The organism is Pseudomonas sp. MPR-R2A5, from assembly GCF_058793055.1.
This window is the reverse complement of the sequence record NZ_JBXAFK010000025.1, coordinates 83153-100466: the sequence shown is the minus strand read 5'-3', so window position 1 is coordinate 100466 and position 17314 is coordinate 83153. Positions and strand designations below refer to the sequence as shown.

Here is a 17314-nt window from a genome sequence, read left to right as displayed (position 1 = left end):
TTAACCTGTAAACCATGTCCCCGGTTAGAAATGTAAACGATGTCCCCGGTTTGTACCGGGGCAAGCCCCCTCCCACATTTTGAATGTGTTCACAGATCAACATGTGGGGGGGCTTGCCCCCGATGACGGCCTCAAGAGCGACGCAAATCACAACTTGGCGATCGACACCTCGGTGGACTTAACAAAGGCAATCACTTCGCTGCCAATCACCAGCTCCAGCTCTTTGACCGAGCGGGTGGTGATCACGGAAGTGACGATGCCGGATGCCGTCTGCACGTCGATTTCCGACAGCACGTCGCCTACCACGATTTCCTTGATGGTGCCTTTGAACTGGTTACGCACGTTGATGGCTTTAATAGTCATGGTGTTCTTCCTTCGTGGGACAAGTGAGTTATTGAGCCCAACGCAATTGCGTAGGCAACGGTGAAACAGGTTCGGGCTCCGGCGGGGTGCCGGGCAACGACAGCACACGGTTGAGCACTTGCGCTTCCAGCGCGGCCAGGCGGTGTGAGCCACGGGCGCGTGGACGCGGCAGATCGACGAGCAGGTCCAGGCCGATTTCGCCGTCTTCGATCAGGATCACCCGGTCGGCAATGGCCACGGCTTCACTGACGTCATGGGTCACCAGCAACACCGTGAAGCCGTGTTTTTGCCAGAGGTTTTCGATCAGTTGCTGCATCTCGATACGGGTCAGGGCGTCCAGGGCACCCAGCGGTTCGTCGAGCAGCAGCAGGCGCGGCTGGTGGATCAAGGCGCGAGCCAACGCCACCCGCTGCTTCTGCCCACCGGACAAGGCCGCCGGCCACTCATTGGCACGCTCGGCCAGGCCGACCGCTTCCAAGGCTTCCAAGGCTTTAGGGCGCCAGTTGCCTTTGAGGCCAAGCCCGACGTTGTCGATGATCTTTTTCCACGGCAGCAGGCGCGCTTCCTGGAACATCAACCGCGTGTCTTCAATCGCCTCGCTCAGCGGCGCTGAACCGGCCAGCAGCTCGCCGCCGCTGGCTTTGTCCAGGCCGGCCAACAGGCGCAGCAAGGTACTTTTACCGCAACCGCTGCGCCCGACCACGGCGACGAACTGGCCCGCGGGGATATGCAGGTCGATGCCCTTCAGCACTTCCCGCGCGCCAAAGGCCTTGCGCAACTTACGCACCGCCAGCGGGATGCCTTTCAACAGGCGTGGAGGTTGTTGAGCAGTCATGCCGCACCTCCTTTATTGACTTGATACGCCGGGTGCCAGCGCAGCCATACACGTTCCAGGCCGCGCGCGGCCAGGTCGGCCAGCTTGCCGAGGATGGCGTACATCACGATGGCCAACACCACCACGTCGGTTTGCAGGAATTCGCGAGCGTTCATCGCCAGGTAGCCAATCCCGGAGCTGGCAGAGATCGTTTCCGCCACGATCAGCGTCAGCCACATAAAGCCCAGGGCAAACCGCACGCCCACCAGGATCGAAGGCAGCGCACCCGGCAGGATCACTTGCCAGAACAGGCTGAAACCGGACAAGCCATAGCTGCGCGACATTTCCACCAACGCCGGGTCGACGTTGCGGATGCCGTGGTAGGTGTTGAGGTAGATCGGGAACAGCGTGCCGAGGGCCACCAGGAAAATCTTCGCGGTCTCGTCGATGCCGAACCACAGGATCACCAATGGAATCAGCGCCAGGTGCGGCACGTTACGGATCATCTGCACCGAGCTGTCCAGCAGGCGTTCGCCCCACGTCGACAGGCCGGTGATAAACCCAAGCGCCAGGCCGATGCCGCCACCGATCACAAAGCCCAGGCCGGCCCGCCAGCCACTGATCGCCAGGTGCGTCCAGATTTCGCCGCTGCGCACCAGGTTGACCCCAGCCTCAATCACCGCGCTGGGCGCCGGCAGGATGCGCGTCGACAACCAGCCCGCCGACACTGACAGCTGCCACACCGCCAACAACAATACCGGCAACACCCACGGCGCCACGCGATGGCTCAATTTTTCAAGGTTCATGGCGCTGCCTCAGCTCTGTGATGCAGCTTTGGGAAGGATATCGTTGGCCACCATCTCGCCGAACGGGCTGACGTAACCGGCGCTTTTCGGCAGCTCGGGACGTTCGATATCCAGGTGTGGGAACAGCAGTTCGGCCACGCGATACGACTCTTCCAAGTGTGGATAGCCGGAGAAGATAAAGGTGTCGATGCCCAACGCTGCGTACTCCTTGACCCGGGCGGCCACGGTCGGACCATCGCCCACCAGCGCAGTGCCTGCCCCGCCGCGTACCAGGCCAACGCCCGCCCACAGGTTGGGACTGACTTCCAGGTTGTCGCGGCTGCCGCCATGCAAGGCCGCCATGCGTTGCTGGCCGACGGAATCGAAGCGCGCCAGGGAAGCCTGGGCACGGGCGATGGTGTCGTCGTCCAGGTGGGAGATCAGTTTGTCGGCGGCTTTCCAGGCTTCAGCGTTGGTTTCGCGCACGATCACATGCAGACGAATGCCGAAACGCACGGTGCGCCCCAGCTTCGCCGCCTTGGCCCGCACCTGTTCGATTTTTTCGGCAACGGCAGCCGGTGGCTCGCCCCAGGTCAGCACCATGTCCACTTGCTCAGCGGCCAGGTCCTGGGCCGCTTCCGAGGAACCGCCGAAGTACAGCGGCGGACGCGGTTGCTGGATCGGTGGGTAAAGCAGCTTGGCGCCTTTGACACTGATGTGCTGGCCGTCGTAATCCACGGTCTCGCCTTCCAGCACGCGCCGCCAGATGCGAGTGAATTCCACCGAGGCCTGGTAGCGCTCTTCGTGACTGAGGAACAAACCGTCGCCAGCCAATTCTTCCGGGTCGCCACCGGTCACCAGGTTGAACAACGCCCGGCCACCGGACAGGCGGTCGAGGGTCGCGGCCTGACGCGCCGCCACCGTCGGGGAAATGATCCCAGGGCGCAGCGCCACAAGGAATTTCAAACGCTGGGTCACCGGAATCAGCGAGGCGGCCACCAGCCACGAGTCTTCGCAGGACCGGCCGGTGGGGATCAATACCCCGCCAAAACCGAGACGGTCAGCGGCCTGGGCCACTTGTTGCAAATAACCGTGGTCGACGGCGCGAGCGCCTTCGGCGGTGCCAAGGTAATGGCCGTCGCCGTGAGTAGGCAGGAACCAGAAAATATTGAGGCTCATGGAGTTGTCTCCTGAAGAAGTCGAATTACGGCGCTTTGGCCACGGCGGCAGGTGGCGTCCAGATCACGTCCTTGATGCTCAAGGGTTTGGGGATCAATTTGAGTTGGTAGAAGCTGTCAGCGATTTTCTGCTGGGCCGCCACCACTTCCGGGGTCAGGAACAGCGCGTCGTAGCCTTGCCGCTTCACCGAAGTCAGGGTGATGTCGGCCGGCAAGCCAAGCAGCGGAGCGACTTGTTCGGTGACTTCCTGGGGGTTGGCCTTGGACCATTCGCCCACCGCGCGTACTTCTTCCACCAGCGCCTTGATCACTTCGGGGTGTTTTTCGGCATAGGGTTTGGTGGCCAGGTAGAACTGGTGGTTGTCGGCAATGCCGGTGCCGTCACGCAGGGTGCGCGCTTGCAGTTGTTTCTCGGCGGCGGCCTGATACGGGTCCCAGATAACCCAGGCGTCGACACTGCCACGCTCGAACGCGGCACGGGCATCGGCGGGCGGCAGGAATACGGTTTGTACATCGGTGTATTTCAGGCCGGCGTCTTCCAGGGCACGTACCAGCAGGTAGTGCACGTTCGAGCCTTTATTGAGCACAACTTTCTTGCCCTTGAGTTCGGCCACGGATTTGATCGGCGAATCTTTCGGTACCAGGATCGCTTCGCTGGTCGGCGCGGGCGGCTCGTAGGCAACGTAGAGCAAGTCGGCACCGGCCGCCTGGGCAAACACCGGCGGGGTCTCGCCGGTGACGCCGAAGTCGATAGAGCCCACGTTCAAGCCTTCGAGCAACTGCGGGCCGCCAGGGAACTCAGTCCATTGCACCTGCACGCCTTGGGCGGCCAGGCGTTTTTCCAGGGTGCCCTTGGCCTTGAGCAGCACCAGGGTGCCGTACTTCTGATAACCGATCCGCAGGGTTTCGGCGGCGTGGGCTTGAGCGATGGCGCCGAAGGACACAGCCGCGGCAAACAGCGCGACCAGACCACGACGCAAGATGACAGTGCGCATGGCGCTCTCTCCAAAAATGCGATGAAGGGGTTGGCTGCACCTGCTTGGCCGTTGGCGGCTGAGTAAGGTGAGTACTTCTATATAGCGGTGAGGCTTACTTAAATGCTCCAGCGAGCACTCAACAAACGTTCATTCAACACATGCGGGTCCAGCGGTTTCGGGCGACGGGCCATGGCGCCATAAAGCGTCTCCAGGGCCTCGTGCAAACGGTGTTCGAGCACCGGCACCAACTGCGCCTGGGCACTGCCTTCGCCATAAGCGATCTGGCTGTCTTCGGCGAAAATCCCGTGGAGCAGCTCCTGGGCTTTCAATGCCGACAACACCGGCTTGAGCGCGTAGTCCACCGCCAACATGTGGGCGATGCTGCCGCCGGTCGCCATGGGCAGCACGATCTTGTGGGCCAGGGCGCGTTCCGGCAGCAGGTCGAGCACGGTCTTCAGCGCGCCGGAGAACGAGGCCTTGTACACCGGCGTGGCGATCACCAGGCCGTCTGCATTGGCCACCTGTTGCAGCAGGTCGATGACCTTGGGGCTGTCGAAGCGGGCGTGCAGCAAGTCTTCGGCCGGGAAGTCCCGTATCTGGTAACTCACGACTTCCACGCCTTTGTGTTGCAACCACTGACGGGTTTTATCCAGCAACACCCCGGAGCGCGAACGCTGGCTGGGACTGCCTCCAAGTGTTACGACCAGCATCTAGGAAATTCCTTAAGCAAGTGTCGGCGGTTCGCTGTGTGGCGATGGCGCCAAGATGGAACAGACCATATCAGCAGATTTATATATCTATAAATCTTATTTTTTCATTTGTTTATTCTTTAAATGCATAAAGCATAGATAAATTCACAGGCGAAAAAAAAGGCCGTCGAAACGGCCTGAAAACCCCTGCTATGTGTGACTTGAAATGCGCTCAACCTGTGGGAGGGGGCTTGCTCCCGATAGCAGCGTGTCAGTCGACACATTCAGTCCTGACGCACCGCTATCGGGAGCAAGCCCCCTCCCACATGGGTCCTGTGTCAGCGGTTGGGTTGCGGGGTGAGACGCAGGTATGGCTTCACCGCTCGATACCCCTTCGGAAAGCGCTTCTTGATCTCTTCCTCGTCCTTGAGCGACGGCACGATCACCACTTCATCGCCGTCCTGCCAGTTGGCGGGCGTCGCGACTTTGTAGTTGTCGGTCAGTTGCAACGAGTCGATCACCCGCAGGATTTCGTGGAAATTGCGACCGGTGCTGGCCGGGTAGGTGATGGTCAGGCGGATCTTCTTGTTCGGGTCGATCACGAACAAGGAACGTACGGTGAGGGTGTCACTGGCGTTCGGGTGGATCAGGTCGTAGAGGTCCGAGACCTTGCGGTCGGCATCGGCCAGGATCGGGAAGTTGACGATCGTGTGCTGGGTTTCGTTGATGTCTTCGATCCACTTGTGGTGCGAGTCCACCGGGTCTACCGACAGGGCGATGGCCTTGACGCCGCGCTTGGCGAATTCCTCCTTGAGCTTGGCGGTAAAGCCCAGCTCGGTGGTGCACACCGGGGTGAAGTCTGCCGGGTGGGAAAACAACACCCCCCAGCTGTCGCCCAGCCATTCGTGGAAACGAATCTTGCCGGCGCTGGAATCCTGTTCGAAGTCGGGGGCGATGTCGCCCAGTCTTAGGCTCATGGTGTGGCTCCTGGTGAGTGCTATGGAGCCCACTGTGCATGCATTGTGGATAATTTAAAAAGAATAAATATCGATTTATCTAGATGATAATGGAATATTAAAAATCTGTTCATTGGACGCCGGAACGGGCAAGGAGCAACATCCATTTCAAGGTTTGAGAAGGCCTTGAGACGCTGTACGAAGAGGGGTTCAGGAAGGGCTTGCGGGGGTTGAGCCCGACTTGAAAAGCAAGACACCTTGCCCGGCATTGCGCCGGGCAAGGTTTACAGTCTTACAACAGCGTTACGCTACTAGAACAGTGGCAGCGAGTAGCTGACGATCAGGCGGTTTTCGTCCTGGGAACGGGTGTTCGCCAGGTCGGTACGCCACATAGCGTTTTTCCAGGCAACGCCGAGGTTTTTCAGCGGGCCTTCTGGAATCACGTAGGCAACGGTGATGTCACGTTCCCACTCGGATTGACCGGTGATTTCAGTACGAGCAGCGTTGGTGCCAACAGTGTCGATGTCGCTACCCTTGAGGTAAACAACACCAGCAGTCAGGCCAGGTACGCCGACTTTAGCGAAGTCATAAGCGTAGCGAGCTTGCCAGGTGCGTTCGCCGGCACGGGCAAACTTCTGGATCTGCATGTCAGTGGTCAGGTAAGCCGACGAACCGTCGCCTTGGTTCAACCAAGGGAAGTCGCTGCTACCGTTGCTGACCTGGTAACCGCCACCGAAGGTGTGACCGGCAACGGTGTACAGGAACAGGCCGCTGTACAGGTTGTTGTCAACCTTACCCTTGCCGCCGCTGAAGCCGTTGTAGTTACCGCTGCTGTAGTAAGCAGGGGTATTGCCGTTTTTACCATCGTCAGAGCTGTTGAAATAACGCAGGTCAGATTTCAAAACGCCCGGGCCGATTGCCCAGTTGTGGGTCAGACCCAGGAAGTGCTGCTTGTAGAAGTCTTCCAGGTTGCCGTAGTAGTACTGGGCGGTCAGGTCTTTGGTGAGTTTGTAGTCACCACCGGCGTAGTAGAACTTGTTGGTGAACTTGCCTGCGTTGTAGTTGGAGCTGCCGTTGGCACCGCCAATCGACAGGTTTTCGTTGTTGCTGGAGTTACGACCCTTGGCCTTTTCGACCTGACCAGCAACCAAGGTCAAATCCTTGATATCGTTGGTAGTGATCTGGCCACCTTGGAAGGTTTGCGGCAGCAGACGACCATCGTTGGTCACGATAACTGGCAGCTTAGGCTGCAGGGTGCCCAGCTTCAGTTCGGTTTGGGAGATCTTGACCTTGCCGGTCACGCCCAGGCTGGCGAAATCATTGACAGCGGTGTTGCCGTCGCTTGGGAACACGGTGCCGCCGGAAGCAGTACCGGTGTAGTTACCGTGTTCTGCACGGCTCGAATCCAGACGCACGCCGTACAGGCCGATCGCATCAACGCCGAACTGGACAGTGCCCTGGGTGTAACCCGAGATGAAACGCAGGTCGAAGCCTTGGCCCCATTCAGCGTTCTTGCTGCGGGTGTTCGAGGTCGCCGATGGCTGGCCATCACGGTTATCAGTGTTGATGTAGAAGTTACGCGCACTCAGTGTGGCGTGGCTGTCTTCGATGAAACCGGCAGCGCCTGCTTGCTGAGCGATTACGCCCAAAGCTACAGACAGTGCCAAGGTGGACTTCTTCATGTACCGCTCCTCTCATTTCTAATTTTTGTATTTCTTTGGTCTCGGGTCTGACGCCCTCGATCCACAGATGCGCGATTAGCACCGGATAGTGACTGACAAGTCAATCGTAACCTTGTGTGTCTACTACCTTCGTCTAATCACAGTTGATTTGGTCCCTGCAGGGTAATGAGTTTTTCATACACCCAAAAAGAATTGTTTCATTCTTTTTCATACGATTTGGGAATAAGCCCTAGCATGGGGTGAGCGAGTCAGCCTAGACCAACTACTCCACGAGCTAATTCCTAAAGGGTATTTGTTAGCCTTTTTTTAGATCGCTCAGTATGGCCGCGGGGTTGCATACGTCACCCACGATCAAAAAAGCGACGCCATCATGGCCAAACGCGCATCCTCCCGTCAATTTGTTACAGTTTTTGTATCGCTAATATTTTTTCCGGGATTAAAGCCGTCGTATGGAGCGTTCTGACCACGGCAGCCTAGTGCAATCTACCCACTGCCGCCTTGATCGTATCGGCTCAAATCAAGAATTCTGAAACTTTAGTAGGGGTTCACGGCAGTCAAATTGACGCACCCCAAGACCGGCTCGACAAAAACCATTACCCCCTCCTTGTCTCATTACGGCCTGCCTGTTGCACTGGCGCCTTTGGGGGCTGGGCACCAGACAAATCAACGGCGTGAACCTGAAATCCGCCGACCAGGTGGCCCAGAAAGACGGCCGGATGATGGATTTTAACCGACACAGAAAATCGCCAAACTGACAGGTTTAAACACCGTCGGCATCCCCGAACCGTTGGCCGGCCTTACATTCCAGAATGCACAGGCGCGACAAGCCGACGCCCCGCTTAAAGGGGACACGGCAAGGGTTTTGAAGGTATGGGGAAGGGATCAAAGCAGTGTGACCGACGTATTTATCAGCCCCTGGGCAGATCAACTGTGGGAGGGGGCTTGCTCCCGATTTCGGTAGTTCAGATCGACACTCATTGACTGATCCACCGCATCGGGAGCAAGCCCGCCCCACATTGCAATTTCATTCATCTATCGAGTCGGGCCTACAGGGCCTTTTCGAAAATCTTCGAGTTACGCTGATAGTTGTACAGTGACGCCCGTGCCGACGGCAGGCGGTCCACACTGCTCGGTACGAAACCGCGCTCACGGAACCAATGGGCCGTGCGCGTGGTGAGGACGAACAACGTCTTCAAGCCCTGCGCCCGGGCACGCGTCTCGATGCGCTCCAGCAGCTCATCACCACGGCCGCCATGGCGGTACTCCGGGTTGACCGCCAGGCACGCCAGCTCCCCCGCGTCCGACTCCGCAATCTGATACAGCGCCGCACAGGCGATGATCATGCCTTCGCGCTCCACCACGCTGAATTGCTCGATCTCACGCTCCAGCACCTCCCGCGAGCGGCGCACCAGGATGCCCTGCTCTTCCAGCGGGCTGATCAAGTCAAGCAAGCCGCCGACGTCTTCAATCGCCGCCTCGCGCACCAGTTCGAATTGCTCCTGGGCCACCAGCGTACCGCCGCCGTCCCGGGTAAACAGTTCGGTGAGCAACGCGCCGTCTTCGGCGTAGCTGACGATATGGCTGCGCCCTACCCCGCCACGGCAGGCCTGGGCCGCTGCATCGAGCAATTCGGCCTGGTAGTTGCTGCTGCCCAGGCGTTGCAGGTGCGCCGGCACTTGTTGCGGGCGCAGTTCACGGACCAGGCGACCGTTTTCATCGATCAGGCCCAGGTCGGCACCAAACAGCAGCAGCTTGTCGGCGCCCAGGTCGATGGCGGCGCGGGTGGCGACGTCTTCGCAGGCCAGGTTGAAGATCTCGCCGGTGGGCGAATACCCCAGGGGCGACAACAGCACGATGGAGCGCTCGTCCAGCAGGCGATTGATGCCCTTGCGGTCGACCCGGCGCACTTCGCCGGTGTGGTGGTAGTCCACGCCTTCGAGCACGCCGATCGGCCGCGCGGTGACCAGGTTGCCGCTGGCCACCCGCAGGCGCGAACCCTGCATCGGCGACGAGGCCATGTCCATGGACAGCCGCGCCTCGATAGCGATACGCAGGTGGCCGACCGCATCGATCACGCATTCCAGTGTTGCGGCATCGGTGATGCGCAAACCATCGTGGTAAGCCGGGGTCAGGCCGCGTGCTTCAAGGCGTGCTTCGATCTGCGGGCGCGAACCGTGTACCAGCACCAGGCGCACGCCCAGGCTGTGAAGCAGCACCAGGTCGTGGACGATATTGCCGAAATTCGGGTGTTCCACACCGTCGCCGGGCAGCATGACCACAAAGGTGCAGTCGCGGTGGGCGTTGATGTAGGGCGAAGCGTGACGAAGCCAATTGACGTATTCGGGCATGGAACCTGGGCCTGTAATAAAAAGCAGCCGAAAAAGGATGAGTCGTGAAAACGCACAGCGGGCTGATGGTTATCGTCGGAACAGGCTTGGCGACACGCTCGCTCTCCTTATGTACGAATGGACGGGGGTTAATTTATGCAGGTTTGAGGCAGTAATGCTCGATCAGCTCACGCAATAGACGCACTGTAGGCGTCAAGCGTGACATTTCGAGGTACTCGCCCGGCTGGTGGGCACAAGCGATATCGCCTGGGCCCAATACCAGGGTTTCACAACCAAGGCGCTGAAGATAAGGCGCTTCGGTGCCAAACGCTACTGCTTCGGCACGATGACCGGTCAATCGTTCCGCTACCCGCACCAGCTCGGCGTCTTCGGCCTGTTCGAACGGCGGCACTTCGGGGAACAACGGCGCGTAGTCGATCTTGACTTGATGGCGTTCGGCGAGCGGTTCGAGTCTCTGCCGGATGGCGGCGCGCAACGCCTGGGGGTCCATGCCCGGCAGGGGCCGCAGGTCGAATTCCAGGGAACACTGGCCACAGATGCGGTTGGGATTGTCGCCGCCATGGATGCAGCCGAAATTCAGGGTCGGCTGCGGCACACTGAATTGCGGGTTGCGGTACTCGCGCTGCCAGGCCAGGCGCAGGCCGCGCAATTCGCCGATGGCATCGTGCATGGCCTCAAGGGCGCTGTGGCCCAGGCTCGGGTCTGACGAATGGCCGCTTTGGCCGAGAATATCGATGCGCTCCATCATCACGCCTTTGTGCAGGCGGATCGGCTTGAGGCCGGTCGGCTCGCCAATCACCGCCGCACGCCCCAGCGGGCGCCCGGCGGCCGCCAAGGCACGGGCGCCAGACATGGAGCTCTCTTCATCGCAGGTGGCGAGGATCAGCAGCGGCTGCTTGAACGGCTGCTCCAGCAGCGGCAACACCGCTTCGATGGCCAGCGCGAAGAAACCCTTCATGTCACAACTGCCCAATCCGACCCAGCGGCCATCGACTTCCGTCAGCTTGAGGGGGTCGGTCTTCCACAGCGCCGGGTCATAAGGAACGGTGTCACTATGACCTGCCAGCACCAAGCCACCCGGGCCGCTGCCGAAACTGGCCAACAGGTTGAACTTGCCGGGGCTGACGGGCTGGATGTCGATGGCGAATCCCAGGTCGCCCAGCCAACTGGCAAGCAGGTCAATCACCGGGCGATTGCTCTGGTCGAGAGACGCCTGGGTACAACTGACCGACGGCGCGGCAATCAAGGCGGCGAATTGCTCTTTCATGGACGGCAACGGCATGCGCGGTCTCCCTACTTCCCGGATGAGCCTCACTATAGAGGCATCTGCACGACACAATAAACCGTTGCGGCGCGCTGCCGGGCTCAGTCCTGTACACTGCACGACCTTGGCAGCCACTCTTTTCCCCGGCTGCGCTCCCGATCCTGGATTTTCCGGCCATGCAGAAAGAAACCGAAATCAAGCTCCGCGTCAGCCGCGAAACACTCGCCGCGCTGCGTGAGCACCCGCTACTGAAAAAACGCAACAAAAGTGGCTGGGAACGCCGTGAGTTGATGAACCAGTATTTCGACACCCCCGAGCGCGACCTGGCCCAGGCCAAGGTTGCCCTGCGCCTGCGCAAGGACGGTGACGACATTATCCAGACCCTCAAGACCCGTGGCCAAAGCGTCGCTGGCTTGTCGGAACGTAACGAATACAACTGGGAATTGCCCAAAGCCAAGCTCGACGTCAAGAAACTCGACGGCGAATGCTGGCCCGAGCAACTGGCCGAGCTGGACAAGAAAACCCTCAAGCCAATCTTCACCACCGACTTCGTGCGCGAACGCGCCGAAATCGCTTGGGGCCGCGGCAAAGCCAAGGTGGTGATCGAAGCCGCCCTGGACCTGGGCCATGTGGTGGCTGGCAAGCAGAAAGAAGAAATCTGCGAGCTGGAACTGGAACTGCGTGAAGGCGAACCGTCCGCCCTGCTGGAGCTGGCCGCTGAACTGGCTGAGACCCTGGCCCTGATGCCGTGTGACATCAGCAAGGCTGAGCGCGGCTACCGCCTGTACGACGCCAGCAGCTACTCACTGAGCCTACCGGCGCCCCAATTGCAGGCTGAAATGCCGCTGGACGACGCCTTCGCCGCGATCATGTGGCACCTGCTGGGCAGCAGCCAGCGCCTGGCCGAGCAATACCGCTTCAATGGCCACTGGCGCCTGTTGCAAGACTGGGTCGAGAACCTCGGCGAACTGCGTGCCCTGCTTGGCAGCCTCGGCCAGGCCGCCCCGCGCCAATCCACCAGCGAACTGCGCAGCGCCCTCGACGCCCTGCTGGAAGACTGGCGCCCGCTGGTCCAGGCCGGTGATGACGACGAAGACATTCGCAAAGCCGCGCCGGAACAGTTCGCTGAAGAATTGACTGACGTACGCTGGGGCCTGTTCTCGCTGAACACCTCCCGCTGGTTGCTGAACCGCACCTGGACCACCGACCGCAACGTACGCGGCAACCGTCAGGGTGCTGCGCAAATCACCAACTGGCTGCCGCGCCTGCTGGCCGAAGATGCCGTCGCCCTGCAACTGCCGCGCTACCAGCAGCAACCGGAAGACCTCGCCGAGCAACTGCCGCGCATCGAACGCATCCAGGCCTGGCTGCACCATGCACGCCAGGTGGTGGACATCCCGGAGCTGGACCGTTTGTACGGCGAGCTGAACAAACTGGCACAACTGGCCAACCAGCCGATCACCGATGAATCGCTGGATGCGCGCATGCATCAGGCCATCGCGGTGTATCAGAACCGTGCCTGGAAAACCCTGCTGCGTCTGTAAATCGCCATCGGGGGCAAGCCCCCGATAAGGCCGGTACAGTCAACGCAATACTGGCAGGCTGGTGGTCGACTTGATCTCGGACAGTGCCACAATCGAGTTGACCTCCTGAATCCCCGGCACCATCGACAACTTCTCAAAGAAAAACCGCTCGTACGCCTCGATATCCGAGGTGACGATACGCAGCAGAAAATCCACCGCCCCCATCAGCACATAACACTCCAGCACTTCCGGAAAGCCGCGGATCGCCTCGGTAAACTCAGTGAAGTTGGATCGCCCGTGGGCGTTGAGTTTGACCTCGGCAAAAATCTGCGTATTGAGGCCGATTTTCTTGCGATCCAACAGGGTGACCTGGCCGCGGATCACCCCTTCCTCCTTGAGCCGCTGGATGCGCCGCCAGCAAGGTGACTGGGACAGCCCGACCTGTTCGGCGATCTGCGCGCTGGAGAGCGAAGCATCCTCCTGCAGCAAGGCCAGGATGCGGCGATCATAGACGTCCAACTCGCTACGCATAAAACAACCTGCTTAGTGGCTTACATTGAATAGAATTATTCGAGTACGCGTGAATATTGCCCATTTTAGATAAGAAATCTCCGTTGGCGAATGTAAAAATTTCTCCAGTCGAAACTGGAGAGCCAACATGCACGCCGTTGAAACCACCCATTCCGTTTGCCGCGTCGATGCCTGGGCCGTCGATAGTGCTCACTGCCAGGCGCATTATCAGATCGTCGCCGAGGCTGAGCCGGATGTGCTGTGCCGGGTACTCAACTATTTCGCGTTGCAGTTCCTGACTCCGCGCCAGGTCAATGTGAACCGGCAGGAAGACCTGCTGACCCTCGATATCGTGATGGATGGCCTGAGCTGGCACCGTGCCCAGGTGATTGGTGAAAAGATTCGAAACCTGATCAGCGTGTGCACGCTCGAGGTTTGGCCTGCCGATGCCGTGCGGCCCCAGGCGCTGGCGGCGGGAGCCCAGTAAAAGCCTGCAATACACATCGGGAGGAGGAAAACTGGCGGCTGACTAGCCTGGGATCACGCCTCCCAGGAAACGCCTCATGCCCGTTGATCATCGATTGGAATTGCACCCGTTGTTGCCGGCCCTGCTCGAAGAAGGGCTGATCACGCCCGACATGGCACAGCGCCTGGCGACGCTGCCGGCCAGCGACACCCAGCACCCACTGGAACACATCGCGGCCCTGGGCCCTTGCCTGGAAACCCTGACCCAATGGCTTGCCCGACACACCGGGCAAGCCTACCTGCGTATCGACCCCCTGAAAATCGACGTGGCAACCGTGGTGCCGCTGATGTCCCACGCCTTTGCCCAACGCCACGCCATCCTGGCGGTGGCCGTGGACGCGCAGAGCGTCACCATCGCCAGCGCCCAACCCCATGTCACCGCCTGGGAAGCCGGGCTGGCGCAGGTGCTCAAGCGCTCGATCAAGCGGGTGGTCGCCAATCCCCAGGATATCCAGCGTTGTATCGCGCAGTTCTACCGGCTGGCCAAGTCGGTCAGCGGCGCGGATCTCAAGATGGCAGCGCCGGGCCATTTCGACCTGCTCAACCTCGGCAGCGGCGACCAGGAGCCGGACGCCAACGACGCGCACATCGTCAACATTGTCGACTGGCTGCTGCAGTACGCGTTCGGCCAACGCGCCAGTGATATCCATGTCGAACCGTGCCGGGACCAGGGCCGGGTGCGCTTTCGCATCGATGGGTTGCTGCATGATGTCTATCAATTTCCGTCCCAGGTAACGGTGGCCGTGGTCAGCCGCCTGAAAAGCCTCGGACGGATGAACGTGGCGGAGAAACGCAAACCCCAGGACGGCCGGGTCAAGACCAAAAGCCCGGCGGGCGCCGAAGTGGAGTTGCGCCTGTCGACCTTGCCCACGGCGTTCGGCGAGAAACTGGTGATGCGGATTTTCGACCCCCAGGTGCTACTCAAGGACTTCGATCAGTTGGGCTTACCCACCGAAGACCAGCGGCGCTGGCACACCATGGTTCGCCAGACCAGTGGCATCATCCTGGTCACCGGCCCTACCGGCTCGGGCAAGACCAGCACCCTTTACACCACGCTCAAGCAACTGGCGACCCGCGAGGTCAACCTGTGCACGGTGGAAGACCCCATCGAGATGGTCGAGCCGGCGTTCAACCAGATGCAGGTGCAGTCCAATATCGACCTGACCTTCGCCAGCGGTATCCGTGCCCTGCTGCGCCAGGACCCGGACATCATCATGATCGGCGAGATTCGCGACAGGGAAACCGCCGAAATGGCGATTCAGGCTGCATTGACGGGGCACCTGGTACTGTCGACGCTGCACACCAACGATGCACCCAGCGCTATCAGCCGTTTACAGGAACTAGGAATTGCTCATTATTTGATCAAAGCTACGCTGATTGGAGTGATGGCGCAGCGCCTGGTGCGGCTGTTGTGCCCGCACTGCAAGCGTGTCGCGGATGAGCGCCACGAAGCTGTGGGCTGCGCGCAGTGCCGAGACAGCGGTTACCGAGGCAGGGCCGGCGTGTACGAAATCATGGTCATGGACGAAACGCTCAAAGCGTTGATCACCCCCGGCGCCGATGTGCAGGCCTTGCGCCGGGCCGCGCTCAAACAAGGCATGTGCAGCCTGCGTATCGCCGGCCTGCGCAAGGTCAACGCCGGGCTGACCACACTGGCTGAAGTATTACGAGTAACGCCCGGGGATTCAGATACAAATCCTTTGCTTGTCGAACCGTGAAATCGTTCTTATCCGTGACAACACCGCTACAATCGGCCGAACGTCGTTTCACTGACACCAATAGATAGGGAATCGCTATGCAGATCGGAACCGTACTGCTTCTTTTCGTGGGTTTGGCCGTCGCCATTCTCTTCATGGGCTTCAAGGTCGTGCCCCAAGGCTACCAGTGGACGGTGGAGCGTTTCGGGCGCTACACCAACACGCTCAAGCCGGGCCTCAACATCATCATCCCGGTCATGGACCGTATCGGTCGCAAGATCAACGTGATGGAAAGCGTGCTGGATATCCCTCCCCAGGAAGTGATCACCGCCGACAACGCCACCGTGCAGATCGACGCCGTGTGCTTCTTCCAGGTGGTCAACACCGCCCAGGCGGCCTACGAGGTGAACAACCTCGAGCATGCCATCCGCAACCTGCTGCAAACCAATATCCGTACCGTCCTCGGCTCCATGGAGCTGGACGCCATGCTCAGCCAACGTGACGGCATCAACGAAAAACTGCTGCGCACGGTCGACGAAGCCACCGCGCCGTGGGGCATCAAGATCACCCGGATCGAGATCAAGGACATCAGCCCACCTGCGGACCTGATGGCCGCCATGTCCGGCCAGATGAAAGCCGAGCGGATCAAGCGTGCACAGATTCTGGAGGCCGAGGGCCTGCGGGCGTCGGCGATCCTGACCGCCGAAGGCAAGAAGCAGGCACAGATCCTTGAAGCCGAAGGTGGCCGCCAGGCTGCGTTCCTGGAATCCGAAGCCCGTGAGCGTCAGGCTGAAGCAGAGGCTCGTGCGACCCAGGTCGTTTCCGAAGCGATCGCCACCGGTAACGTGCAGGCCATCAACTACTTCGTCGCGCAAAAATACATCGATGCCCTGGGCAAGCTGGCTTCGGCCAATAACAGCAAAGTGATCCTGATGCCGCTGGAAGCCAGCCAGGTGATCGGTGCAGTCGGTGGAATCGGCGAGATCGTCAAGGCCACGTTCGATAACAAGAAAGGCTGAGGCGATCGACATGTGGGATTTCCTGCAGCATCTATCGTTCTGGGATTGGCTGGCGCTGGGCACTGTGTTGTTGATTCTTGAGGTGTTCGGCGCCGGGGGTTATCTGCTGTGGATGGGGATCGCCGCCGCCGCCGTGGGCGTGATCAAGTTCCTGGTACCGCCGCTCGGGTTGGAATGGCAACTGCTGCTGTTCGCCCTCCTGTCGATCCTGACGGCGGTGTATTGGTGGAAACGCCAACGCAGCAGCGCCAAGGCCAGCGACCAGCCGGGGCTGAACATGCGCGGCTCCGAGCTGATCGGCCGCACCTTCATAGTGCATCAGGCAATTGTCGATGGGCGCGGCAAGATAAAAGTCGGTGATGGCGTATGGATCGTGACCGGCCCGGATATGCCTGTAGGCGCTCAAGTACGGGTCGTTGGCCAGGATGGCGCGATTCTGAAAGTTGAAACTGTTTAGTCAGTGATGGAACTCGGCTGGGCTAACCACAATCATAATGTACAGATAACCCACCCGGAGTCACCCATCATGCGTCTCAAATATGCTGTCGCAACCCTCGCTGTGCTTTCCCTCCCCGTCGGCTCAGCCATGGCCGACAGTTTCTGGCGCAATGTCATTTCCTCGGGCGCGACTACCGGCTCGACTTACCTGACATTCAAGGACCATAAGTTGGTGGTTGCCGCCCAGGACGACGCCGGCAGCTTCGTTGCCAGCGACGGCGGCATCCGTGGCCCGTACCTGGAGGCTGCGATGCAGAAGGTCCGTGCCGATAACCCTGGCCTGAAAGCCACGGACATGGAACTGGCCAATGCCATCCTGGCGAAAAACGCCATCGCTTCCGAGTAATACTGCCCCATGAAAAATGCCGCTTTTGAAGCGGCATTTTTTTGCGCCGATATCCTACAGCCAGAGCTGGTAATTCATTAGCCAATGGCGCCGGCTTCGCCCATGAATGCCAGAGAAGTCCTGTTCACGCTAGATCCCCC

Annotated in this window: 17 protein-coding genes; 6 read left to right on the top strand and 11 right to left on the bottom strand. The window is 60.0% G+C overall.

All coding sequences use genetic code 11. From position 1 onward, the window contains the following. Window positions 1–147: 147 nt before the first annotated feature. From AC1Q6I_RS18775 to argE, 10 genes are all read right to left on the bottom strand, one after another. The gene (locus AC1Q6I_RS18775; RefSeq protein ID WP_003176783.1) at window positions 148–363 is read right to left on the bottom strand and encodes a TOBE domain-containing protein; all 216 of its coding nucleotides are present in this window, start codon (window positions 361–363) and stop codon (window positions 148–150) included. A gap of 28 nt (window positions 364–391) precedes the next feature. Then, window positions 392–1198 (bottom strand): aliphatic sulfonates ABC transporter ATP-binding protein, encoded by an 807-nt coding sequence (ssuB, locus tag AC1Q6I_RS18770; protein WP_024077978.1) that lies wholly within the window; start codon window positions 1196–1198, stop codon window positions 392–394. Next, the gene (gene ssuC, locus AC1Q6I_RS18765; protein WP_024077979.1) at window positions 1195–1983 is read right to left on the bottom strand and encodes an aliphatic sulfonate ABC transporter permease SsuC; all 789 of its coding nucleotides are present in this window, start codon (window positions 1981–1983) and stop codon (window positions 1195–1197) included. The genes ssuB and ssuC overlap by 4 nt, the downstream gene beginning before the upstream one ends. A 9-nt stretch (window positions 1984–1992) precedes the next feature. Then, on the bottom strand, window positions 1993–3141 hold the full coding sequence (gene ssuD, locus AC1Q6I_RS18760; protein ID WP_024077980.1) for an FMNH2-dependent alkanesulfonate monooxygenase: 1149 nt from the start codon (window positions 3139–3141) through the stop codon (window positions 1993–1995). 25 nt (window positions 3142–3166) lie between these two features. Next, on the bottom strand, window positions 3167–4135 hold the full coding sequence (locus tag AC1Q6I_RS18755; RefSeq protein ID WP_102625009.1) for a sulfonate ABC transporter substrate-binding protein: 969 nt from the start codon (window positions 4133–4135) through the stop codon (window positions 3167–3169). 98 nt (window positions 4136–4233) lie between these two features. Continuing rightward, the gene (gene ssuE, locus AC1Q6I_RS18750; protein ID WP_024077982.1) at window positions 4234–4827 is read right to left on the bottom strand and encodes an NADPH-dependent FMN reductase; all 594 of its coding nucleotides are present in this window, start codon (window positions 4825–4827) and stop codon (window positions 4234–4236) included. Between the two features lie 317 nt (window positions 4828–5144). Beyond that, a complete protein-coding gene (locus AC1Q6I_RS18745) occupies window positions 5145–5783 on the bottom strand; it encodes a peroxiredoxin (protein WP_102625010.1) in 639 nt (212 codons plus the stop codon). Window positions 5784–6073: 290 nt separating this feature from the next. Next, window positions 6074–7444, bottom strand: coding sequence for an OprD family porin (locus AC1Q6I_RS18740; RefSeq protein ID WP_069077239.1), 1371 nt, complete (start codon window positions 7442–7444; stop codon window positions 6074–6076). Between the two features lie 1046 nt (window positions 7445–8490). Continuing rightward, entirely contained in the window at window positions 8491–9792 is a 1302-nt protein-coding gene (gene argA / locus AC1Q6I_RS18735; RefSeq protein WP_024077985.1) for an amino-acid N-acetyltransferase, read from the bottom strand. A 133-nt stretch (window positions 9793–9925) separates the two neighbouring features. Further along, entirely contained in the window at window positions 9926–11074 is a 1149-nt protein-coding gene (gene argE / locus AC1Q6I_RS18730; protein ID WP_024077986.1) for an acetylornithine deacetylase, read from the bottom strand. Window positions 11075–11232: 158 nt separating this feature from the next. Here argE and AC1Q6I_RS18725 point away from each other — a divergent pair, with 158 nt between their 5' ends. Further along, window positions 11233–12600 (top strand): CYTH domain-containing protein, encoded by a 1368-nt coding sequence (locus AC1Q6I_RS18725; protein WP_102625011.1) that lies wholly within the window; start codon window positions 11233–11235, stop codon window positions 12598–12600. 39 nt (window positions 12601–12639) lie between these two features. Here AC1Q6I_RS18725 and AC1Q6I_RS18720 read toward each other — a convergent pair whose 3' ends face one another. Continuing rightward, window positions 12640–13110 (bottom strand): Lrp/AsnC family transcriptional regulator, encoded by a 471-nt coding sequence (locus tag AC1Q6I_RS18720; protein ID WP_024077988.1) that lies wholly within the window; start codon window positions 13108–13110, stop codon window positions 12640–12642. A gap of 127 nt (window positions 13111–13237) precedes the next feature. Between AC1Q6I_RS18720 and AC1Q6I_RS18715 the strand changes: the two genes are divergently transcribed. The 5 genes from AC1Q6I_RS18715 to AC1Q6I_RS18695 all read left to right on the top strand — a co-directional run bounded on the left by AC1Q6I_RS18715 (window position 13238) and on the right by AC1Q6I_RS18695 (window position 17174). Continuing rightward, window positions 13238–13576, top strand: coding sequence for an ACT-like domain-containing protein (locus AC1Q6I_RS18715; RefSeq protein WP_024077989.1), 339 nt, complete (start codon window positions 13238–13240; stop codon window positions 13574–13576). Between the two features lie 76 nt (window positions 13577–13652). Continuing rightward, window positions 13653–15332, top strand: a complete 1680-nt coding sequence (locus AC1Q6I_RS18710; protein WP_102625012.1) for a GspE/PulE family protein — start codon at window positions 13653–13655, stop codon at window positions 15330–15332. 77 nt (window positions 15333–15409) lie between these two features. Beyond that, the gene (locus tag AC1Q6I_RS18705) at window positions 15410–16330 is read left to right on the top strand and encodes an SPFH domain-containing protein (RefSeq protein WP_024077991.1); all 921 of its coding nucleotides are present in this window, start codon (window positions 15410–15412) and stop codon (window positions 16328–16330) included. A gap of 10 nt (window positions 16331–16340) precedes the next feature. Continuing rightward, entirely contained in the window at window positions 16341–16787 is a 447-nt protein-coding gene (locus AC1Q6I_RS18700) for an NfeD family protein (protein WP_024077992.1), read from the top strand. Window positions 16788–16856: 69 nt separating this feature from the next. After that, on the top strand, window positions 16857–17174 hold the full coding sequence (locus tag AC1Q6I_RS18695; protein WP_041161049.1) for a DUF2388 domain-containing protein: 318 nt from the start codon (window positions 16857–16859) through the stop codon (window positions 17172–17174). Window positions 17175–17314: the final 140 nt, after the last annotated feature.